This is a genomic window from Archangium sp. (genome assembly GCF_036388035.1).
Taxonomy (GTDB): domain Bacteria; phylum Myxococcota; class Myxococcia; order Myxococcales; family Myxococcaceae; genus Archangium.
Window position 1 is genome coordinate 1 of record NZ_DASVSO010000352.1, and the last position, 9,308, is coordinate 9,308.

The window sequence follows — 9,308 nt, forward strand, 5'->3', positions numbered from 1 at the left end:
AGCTCTTCGGCGGCACCGAGCTGACCGTCATCGGCAACGAGCGCGTCCGCACCGAGCACAACTGCGTCCCGCGCGACATCGTCGGCGTCGGGAAGTACCTCCTCTTCGGCTACAACGTCTTCATCGGCCTGAAGAAGGGGACGGCCGTCGCGGACGTCTTCTCGCTGCACAAGTTCGAGCAGACGGCCGAGGGCTTCGACTTCTCCGAGGTGCCGTCCTCCGAGGCCGGCGGGTTCCTGCAGGATCCGCGCTTCGTCAAGGACTTCGGCGAGCTCTACAAGTACTACAAGGACGCGAAGCTCCTTCAGCTGCGCCGCAACGAGTCGCGGCTCCTGGCCATCTTCCAGACGGGCCAGTCCGAGCGCGACATCAAGGTCTTCCGCTTCGCGCTCGATGTGGAGGGCAACGCCACCTACATCGACAACCAGGGCGAGCGCGATCACGTCTTCCCCCCGTCCCACGACTTCGAGTGGACGGTGGCCACGCGTGAGAACTACGTCCTCGGCCAGCACCCCCACGTCAACGTGCTCGACCAGGTGTTCGTCGAGACGGTGAAGGGCGACCTCACCGTCAAGGTGGAGAACAACACCACGGACGGCCTGGGCATCTACCGCGAGCCGGTGGATGACCCCGACCAGTCGCTCGATGACGCCGAGTTCGCCTACGCGCAGGTGGGCGGCCTCATCCTCCTGCGCGTCCTGCCCTTCCGCGAGCAGAAGTACCGCTACCTCATCTTCAACACCCGCACCCAGCACGTGGTGCGCATCGACGCCCTGGGGCAGGCCTGCATCCGTCTCCCCGAGGACCAGGGCATCGTCTTCCCCGGCGGCTACTACCTGCAGACGGGCGACTACAAGGTCTTCGAGGGCATTGGCGAGGGCCTGCGCTTCAAGCGCGCCATCCGCTCGCCCAACGGCGAGGACGTCCTCTACGTCTTCTTCCGCAAGGACGAGGGTGCCTACGTCCTCTTCCCGTACAACCTCGTGCGCAAGGAGGTGCAGAACCCGCTGGTGGGGCACGGCTTCAGCCTCTTCGGCGACGGGCGCATGGTTGTTTTTCGCGCCACCTCCAACGAGCCCACCCGCATCCACCCCATGCAGGTGTGGCAGTCGCCCTTCGTCTCCGCCGAGCACGCCGCGAAGATGCCTCCCGCGCCCGGCTACCTCGGCAAGGTGGGCAACGCCGAGCTGGTGCGCGGCATCTCGGACGCCCTGACGCTCGTGCGCATCGCCCGCACGGACAAGCCCTCCCGGCGCACCTACGAGGACCTCGCCGCCGCCGGCACCCGCATGCTCGACGCCTTCTACTGGCTCGGGCACGAGGAGACGGCGCTCCAGCAGGACATCGAGTCGCTGCGGCGCACCTCCGAGCTCATCATCGACGAGTTCGAGAAGGTGCTCGCCCTGCGCAAGCGCGCCGAGGACGCCATCGCCGGCGCCCTGACGGCCCAGGAGCAGGTACTCCTCCGCGTGCGGCCCGAGGAGCTCCAGAGCGCGGAGGGCTTCATGACCGCCCTCTCGGACCTGCGCAAGCAGCGCGGCCACCTCATCACCCTCAAGGAGATCCGCTACGTCGACGTGGCCCGCATCGAGGCCCTCGAGAAGCAGGTCTCCGACGAGAACGACCGCGTCAGCTCCGATGCCGTGCAGTTCCTCCAGCGGGGCGAGGCGCTCCAGCCGCTCGCCGAGCGCCTGGACGTGCTGCTGCAGAAGCTGGAGCCCATCGAGACGACGCGCGAGATGGAGCCGTTTGGCGCGGACATCGAGCAGGTGGGCAAGGGACTGGAGGTGCTGAGCGAGACGGTGGGTGGCCTGCAGGTGGGCGATCCCCTGGCGCGCGCCCGCATCCTCGAGGGCATCTCCGAGCTGTTCTCCCGCCTCAACCGCGTGCGCGCGGGCCTCAACGTCAAGCGCAAGGAGCTGGTGGGCCGCGAGAAGCGGGCCGAGTTCGGCGCCCAGTTCAAGCTGCTCGGCCAGGCGGTGGAGAGCGCGCTGTCCGTGGCGGACTCGCCGGAGAAGTGCGACGAGGGCCTCTCGCGCCTCACCGTGCAGTTGGAGGAGATGGAGGGGCGCTTCGGCGAGTTCGACGAGTTCCTCGGCCAGCTCACCCAGAAGCGCGAGGAGCTGCTCGAGGCCTTCGGCCAGAAGAAGCAGGCGCTGGTGGACGAGCGCCAGCGTCGCGCGCAGAACCTCTTCGGCGCCGCCGAGCGCATCCTCGTCGGCGTCAACCGCCGGGCCAAGTCCTTCAAGGACGAGGACGAGCTCAACTCCTACTTCGCGTCCGACTCGATGGTGCAGAAGCTGCGGCAGCTCGCCGAGCAGCTCCTCGCCCTCCAGGACAGCGTGCGCTCGGACGAGGTGCTCAGCCGGGTGAAGACGGCGCGCCAGGACGCCCTGCGCGCGCTGCGCGACCGGAACGACCTCTACGAGGAGGGCTCGGGCGCGCCGGTCATCAAGTTCGGCAAGCACCGCTTCAACGTCAATACGCAGCCGTTGGACCTGACGCTGGTGCCGCGCGATGGCTCGCTCTACCTCCAGCTCACCGGCACGGACTACGCCCAGAAGCTGGAGGAGCCGGAGCTGGAGAAGTACCGCGAGCTGTGGGACCAGCACCTCGTGTCCGAGTCGCCCCAGGTGTACCGCGCCGAGTACCTCGCCGCGCAGGTGCTGCTGGACGCGGAGGAGAGCAAGGGCAGCGTGACGCTCGCGGCGCTGCACCAGGCGGTGCTGGCGCCGGGCGGGCTGCTGGAGAAGGTGCGCGCGTACTCGGCGGACCGGTACGACGAGGGCTACGAGCGCGGCATCCACGACGCGGACGCGACGGCCATCCTGGAGAAGCTGCTCGCGATGCACACGGGGGCGGGGCTGCTGCGCTTCGCTCCCACGCCGCGCGCCTGGGCCGCCCTGTTCTGGGCCTTCGGCGGCGAGGGCGATGAGAAGGCGCTCTTCCACCGTCGCGCGCGCAGCCTGCATCGGCTGCGGACGGCCTTCGGTGAGTCCGCGGAGCTGGTGGCCCTCGGCAACGAGCTGGGCGAGCGCATCGGTGTCTTCCTGAAGTCGGTGGGCGTGGCGCATGGCCCCGCGGAGGCCCGGCTCGCCGGGCGCTACCTGGTGGAGGAACTGGGCGTGGATCGCCCGCGCCTCACCACCAGTGGGGAGGCCGTGGCCCTCAAGGACGCGCTCCTGGCGCAGCTCGATCGGTCGGGCACGCGCTCGGCCTTCGAGGATGACCTGCGCGGCCTGGAGAAGAACCTGCCCGAGCGCCTGCGCGTGGTGCGCGCCTGGGTGGAGGCCTTCCTGGCGCGCCGCGAGGGCGGCCCGGGCACGGCGGCCCACGTCGCGGTGGAGGCCGCGGTGGTGCTGCTCACCGAGCGCAAGCTGGATCGCGAGGTGGCCGGGGCCCTCACCGCCACCGAGGTGACGGGGATGCTGGGCCAGCACCCGCGCATCCACGATCGGAAGCTGCCGCTGCGCCTGGACGAGTTCCTCGCCCGGCTGAGTGACTTCCGGCAGGTGCGCGTGCCGGCCTACCACGCCTACCGCACCCTGCTGAGGGACCTCCTGGAGCGCGAGCGCCGCAAGCTGCGCCTGGAGGAGTTCACGCCGAAGGTGCTGTCGTCCTTCGTGCGCAACCGGCTCATCGACGAGGTGTACCTGCCGCTCATCGGCGCCAACCTCGCCAAGCAGCTCGGCGCGGCGGGGGAGAACAAGCGCACGGATCGCATGGGCATGCTGCTGCTCATGTCCCCGCCCGGCTACGGCAAGACGACGTTGATGGAGTACGTGGCCAGCCGGCTGGGGCTCACCTTCGTGAAGGTGAACGGCCCGGCGCTGGGTCACTCGGTGACGTCGTTGGATCCAGCCGAGGCCCCCAACGCCACGGCCCGCCAGGAGGTGGAGCGCATCAACCTGTCCTTCGAGATGGGCAACAACGTGATGCTCTATCTCGACGACATCCAGCACACGGATCCCGAGCTGCTGCAGAAGTTCATCTCGCTGTGCGACGGCCAGCGCCGCGTCGAGGGCGTGTGGAACGGCAAGACGCGCACGTACGACCTGCGCGGCAAGAAGTTCTGCGTGGTGATGGCCGGCAACCCGTACACGGAGACGGGGGATCGCTTCCGGATTCCGGACATGCTCGCCAACCGCGCGGACACCTACAACCTGGGTGACATCCTCGACGGCAAGGAGGAGCTGTTCGCGCTCAGCTACATCGAGAACGCGCTCACGTCGAACCCGGCGCTGGCGCCGCTCGCCACGCGCGAGCCGGGGGACATCCACAAGCTCATCCGCATGGCGAAGGGCGAGGAGGTGCCCACGGGCGAGCTGTCCTACGGCTACGCGGCGGCGGAGCTGCAGGAGATCGTCGCCGTCTTCCAGCGGCTGTTCCGGGTGCAGCAGGTGCTGCTGAAGGTGAACCTGGAGTACATCGCCTCGGCGGCGCAGGACGAGCGCTTCCGCACGGAGCCAGCCTTCAAGCTGCAAGGCAGCTACCGCAACATGGGGAAGATCGCCGAGAAGGTGGTGTCGGCGATGACGGACGACGAGCTGGAGCGGCTGCTCGACGATCACTACCAGGGCGAGTCCCAGACGCTCACCACGGCGGCCGAGCAGAACCTGCTCAAGCTGCAGGAGCTGCGCGGGCGGCTCAAGCCGGAGCAGACGAAGCGCTGGGAGGAGATCAAGCAGGGCTTCGCGCGCGTGAAGCGGATGGGCGGGAAGGAGGACGATCCGGTGGCCCGGGTGACGGGTCAGCTCAGCGCCATCGAGGAGCAGCTCGGGTCGGTGCGCGACGCGGTGGTGCTGGCGTCCGAGGTGGCGCGCAAGCCGTCGGGTCCGAGCCCGGTGGCCGAGGTGACGCCGCGGCTGGACGCGCTGCGCGAGGCGCTGCTGGAGCTGGCGCGCAGGGAGCTGCCGGCGCCCGTGGTGCAGGTGCCTCCGGGGACGGATCTGACGCCGTACCTGCAACACCTGGCCAAGGTGCTGCGGGCCCTGGCCGAGCGCTCGGTGGCTCCGGCGCAGGCGACAGACCTGGGCCCGGTGATGGAGCAGCTCACGCAGGCGGTGAGGGCGATGTCGGATCGCCAGCCGGTGGCGGCTCCCGCCTCCGCGCCGCCCGCGGAGCTGGGGCGGTACATGGAGCAGATGTCCCAGGCGGTGAAGGTGATGGCGGAGCGGGCGCCCGCGCAGTCGCTGCAACGGGCCGCCGCGGCGCCGCTGCCGGCGGACGTGGGCCGGCAGATCGCCCTGGTGGAGAACGCGCTGGCGCCGCTGGAGCGACTGGCGAAGCGGACGCTGCAGAGCGGCGACGAGAGCCTCAAGGCGATGCAGGTCTGGCAGGCCGTCACCGAGGCCCTGCAGCTTCTTCAGGCCATGCCGCGCTGAGCACACCCCCAGGGGCCCCTGGGGCGGGAAGAAGGGCTTTCCGGAGCCACCGCCTCGGGGCTACCCTGTGCGCCCCGAGCGCGCACTGGCGGGCCCGCTCATCTCGTTCCCCCATCTCGCTCCGCCCGCCCGAATTCCCCGAGGTCCCCCACATGTCCCGCGCCACTCCTGACTTCGATCCCGCGTCCGTGGACGTGGAGGGCTTCCTGCGCGACGTCCGCGCGCTGCGCGCCGAGGTCGACGCCTCCGTCAGCGAGGAGGACCTCAAGCACCTGCGTCGCATCGAGCGCTGGGGCCGCACCGCCACGGTGATCGGCCTGGCCACCAGCTGGGTGATGCCCAACCCGCTCAGCGCCGTGGGGCTGTGCCTCGGTCGCTCGACGCGCTGGCTGCTGATGCACCACGTGGGGCACCGCGGCTACGACCGCGTCCCGGGCGCTCCCGCCGAGCGCACCAGCAAGGGCTTCGCCAAGGGGCGCCGCCGCTTCATCGACTGGCTCGACTGGATCCTCCCCGACGCCTGGGTCTACGAGCACAACGTCCTCCACCACTCGCACACCGGCGAGGACGCGGATCCGGACCTGCTCGAGCGCAACGCCGAGGGCACCCTGCGCGACCCGAGCCGCCCGCTCGCGCTGCGCTACCTCCAACTCGCGTTGCTCGCCATCACCTGGCGCGCCAGCTACTACTCCCCGGAGACGCTCGCCTCGCTCCGGCGCAAGCACCGCCCGAACGGGCCGCTCACCCGCGACGAGTGGCGCGAGGTGCTGTTGAGCGGCTACGCCCCCTACATCGCCTGGAACTTCGTGCTGCTGCCCGCGCTCTTCCTCCCGCTGGGCATGTGGGCCGCGTTCAGCGTCCTGTGCAACTCGCTGATGGCCGAGGTGCTCACCAACTTCCACACCTTCCTCGTGGTGGGGCCCAACCACACCGGCGAGGACCTGTACCGCTTCGACTCGTCGCCCCAGGGCCGTGGTGAGCGCTACCTCGCGCAGGTGATCGGCAGCGCCAACTACCGCACGGGAGGGGACCTCAACGACTACCTCCACCTGTGGCTCAACTACCAGATCGAGCACCACGTCTTCCCGGACCTGTCGATGCTCCAGTACCAGCGGGTGCAGCCGAAGGTCCGCGCGCTGTGCGAGAAGTACGGCATCCCCTACGTGCAGGAGAGTGTCTGGACTCGCGCGCGGAAGATGGTGGACATCATCGTGGGCAAGAGCTCCATGCGGCGGATCGCGCGGCTCGGGTCGGCGTCCTCCGCCGAGGGCTCGATTCCCGAAGTGGCGTGATAGGGTACGCCCCCGTGCACACCATCTTCGTCATGATCAAGTGTGAGCTGGGGCAGACCTACAAGACCGCGGCGATGATCGTCGACCAGGTCGACGAGGCCGCCGAGGTCTACTCCACCTCGGGTGGGTACGATCTGCTGGCCAAGTTCCACCTCGACAAGGACCAGGACATCGGTCGCTTCGTCACCGAGCGCATCCAGACGCTCCCCGGCATCAAGGACACCTACACCATCACCACCTTCAGCGCCTTCTAGCGGAAGGGAGGCGTCCAGCGGCGCGCCCGAGTGCCGCACCCGGTGGTCCACGTCGCGCACGATGTAGAGCCCCCTGGCTCCGTCGAGGCAGGACGTCCACTCACCCCTCGAATGACGCAGCGCATTTTGGCGCGGCTGGACAGGGGGTCAGGAAGGACCGGACAGCCCTTGGAGTCCGGTGAAACTGGAAAAGTGTGCAAACATCCACAGAATTGTGCATGCTGTGACGCACAACCGACTCGGGAGTCACCCGGGCCCTGGGGGGGCTGACGAAGAAGGACTCTGCTCATGACAGCGTCGACCACCCCCATCCGGTTCATGATCTACCCGTCGCTCGGGGATGTTCGGGAGCACGTTCGGGTCGATCTCTTCGGTCGAGCGCTCTCGGAGAGGCTGGGCCGGCCGGTGGTGGTGGAGCTGGCGCCCACCTATGAGGCGCTGGAGGTGGAGCTGGCCGCGGGGCGGGTGGACATGGTGTGGGGGACGGCCGAGCAGTGCACCGCCTTCGAGCCGCAGGCCCGGGCGGTGCTGCGCGCGGTGCGCTCGGGGAGCTGGAGCTACCACGCGGCCCTGGTGTGCCGGGCGGACGCGCCCCTCACGCTGGAGACGCTGAAGGGCAAGCGCGTGGCCTGGGTGGCTCCGCGCTCCACGGGCGGCCACCTGCTGCCCCTGAGAGATCTGGAGTCGCGCGGCGTGCGCCCGCAGGAGGCCTTCGCCGAGCAGCGCTTCCTCGGCACCTACCGCAAGGCGCTGCACGCCGTGCTCGCGGGTGAGGCGGACGTGGCCGCCGTCTACTCCAACCACCCGGACGAGCACGCCATGCGGGCCACCCTGGCCAGCTACGTGGGGGCCGAGGAGCCCAAGCTGCTCCCGTTCCTCTTCACCGCGCCCACGCTCGCCGACGGCATCATCCTCACCCGGCGCCTGTCCGAGGCGGACGCCGCCACGCTGGTGTCCATCCTCACGGGGATGAACACCGACGGGGCCGGCCTGGAGATGCTGATGGGGCCCTTCCGGGTGGAGGGCTTCGTGCTGGCGTCGGGCGCGCAGGTGAGGCCCTCGGCGCGGCCGGTGTGCAGCGCCGAGTACGTGGTGGCGGAGGTGGACGAGACGGATCGGTGCCTGCGGCTGTGGTCGCCCACGGGCAAGGCCTTCGGCCGGGACGTGTCGGGCGCCGAGGGGCTGCCGCTGGTGCGGGTGCTGGGGTCGGAGGCGAGTGAGCCGCTGCTCGCGTTGACGCGCGCGGTGCGCCACGGTGGCTCGGGCGGGCGCCTGGAGTACCGGCTGGAGGTGGAGGGACAGACGCGCTGGTACGCGGCCGAGGTGACTCCGTGCGCGCCGGCTCCCGGGGACACGGGCTCGCGCCTGGGCCTGCTGGTACGGGACGTCTCCGGGATGCGCGCGCTGGAGGAGCCGCTGTACCGGCTGGCCTCCTTCCCGCTGCTGCACCCCGAGCCCCTGCTGGAGCTGGGCATGGACGGCCAGCTGCGCTACGCCAACCCGGCCACCCACACGGCCTTTCCGGAGCTGGTGGTGCAGGGCGCGCACCACCCGATGGTGAAGGCGGTGCTGCAGTGGGCCTGGCGCGGAGCCCCCTCGGGCGAGCCCGCGCCCACGGTGCACCTGGATGGCCGCTACTGGGAGCTGACGGTGGCGCAGCTGTGGGATCCCGCCGGCCTGCGGGTGTTCGCCCGGGACGTGACGCTGCGCAAGCAGATGGAGGCGGGGCTCATCCAGGCGGATCGCCTGTCGGCGCTCGGCTCGCTGGCCTCGGCGGTGGGGCATGAGATGAACAACCCGCTGGCCTTCATGCTGGCCAACCTCTCCTTCGCCCGGGAGGAGCTGGAGCGGCTGGGGGAGACGCTGCGCGAGCGGGGCGAGGCCGTGACGCGGGAGTTCGACGATGTGCTGGAGGCCCTGGCCGAGACGGCGGAGGGGGCGTGCCGGCTGAAGAACATCGTGCAGGACCTGCGCACGCTCTCGCGCAAGCCGCCGGAGCACCCGGCGCGCGTGGAGGTGCAGCCGGTGCTGGAGAACGCGCTGAAGCTCATCCGCGGCGAGCTGAACCACCGGGCGCGGCTGGAGAAGGACTTCCACGACGTGCCGGCGGTGGACGCGGACGAGGCCCGGTTGAGCCAGCTCTTCCTCAACCTGCTGCTCAACGCGGTGCACGCGATGGACCCGGGCAACGCCGAGCGCAACGTGCTGCGGGTGGCCGCCTACACCGGCGAGGAGGGGGAGCTGGTGATGGAGGTGCAGGACACGGGCAAGGGCCTGTCGCCGGAGGTGCTCTCGCGCCTCTTCGAGCCCTTCGTCAACACGCGGCCCTCGAGCACGGGCCTGGGGCTGTCGGTGAGCCACGCCATCGTGTCGAGCCT

4 protein-coding genes are annotated in these 9,308 nt (G+C 70.1%); all 4 read left to right on the forward strand.

The features are described 5' to 3' along the window. Positions 1 to 5,384, forward strand: a 5,384-nt coding sequence (locus tag VF697_RS14360) for a DNA repair ATPase (RefSeq protein WP_331095280.1), incomplete at its 5' end; no start/stop codon positions are given. 152 nt (positions 5,385 to 5,536) lie between these two features. Continuing rightward, positions 5,537 to 6,676 carry a fatty acid desaturase family protein gene (locus VF697_RS14365; protein ID WP_331095282.1) on the forward strand — a complete coding sequence of 380 codons (1,140 nt, stop codon included), beginning with the start codon at positions 5,537 to 5,539 and terminating at the stop codon, positions 6,674 to 6,676. Positions 6,677 to 6,690: 14 nt separating this feature from the next. Next, positions 6,691 to 6,930 (forward strand): Lrp/AsnC ligand binding domain-containing protein, encoded by a 240-nt coding sequence (locus VF697_RS14370; RefSeq protein WP_331095284.1) that lies wholly within the window; start codon positions 6,691 to 6,693, stop codon positions 6,928 to 6,930. A gap of 288 nt (positions 6,931 to 7,218) precedes the next feature. Then, a partial coding sequence (locus VF697_RS14375) for a sensor histidine kinase (protein WP_331095285.1) occupies positions 7,219 to 9,308 on the forward strand: 2,090 nt, incomplete at its 3' end.

Coding starts and splice junctions, on each gene's coding strand:
- VF697_RS14365 (WP_331095282.1), top strand. CDS start 5,537: ATGTCCCGCGCCACTCCTGACTTCGATCCCGCGTCCGTGGACGTGGAG.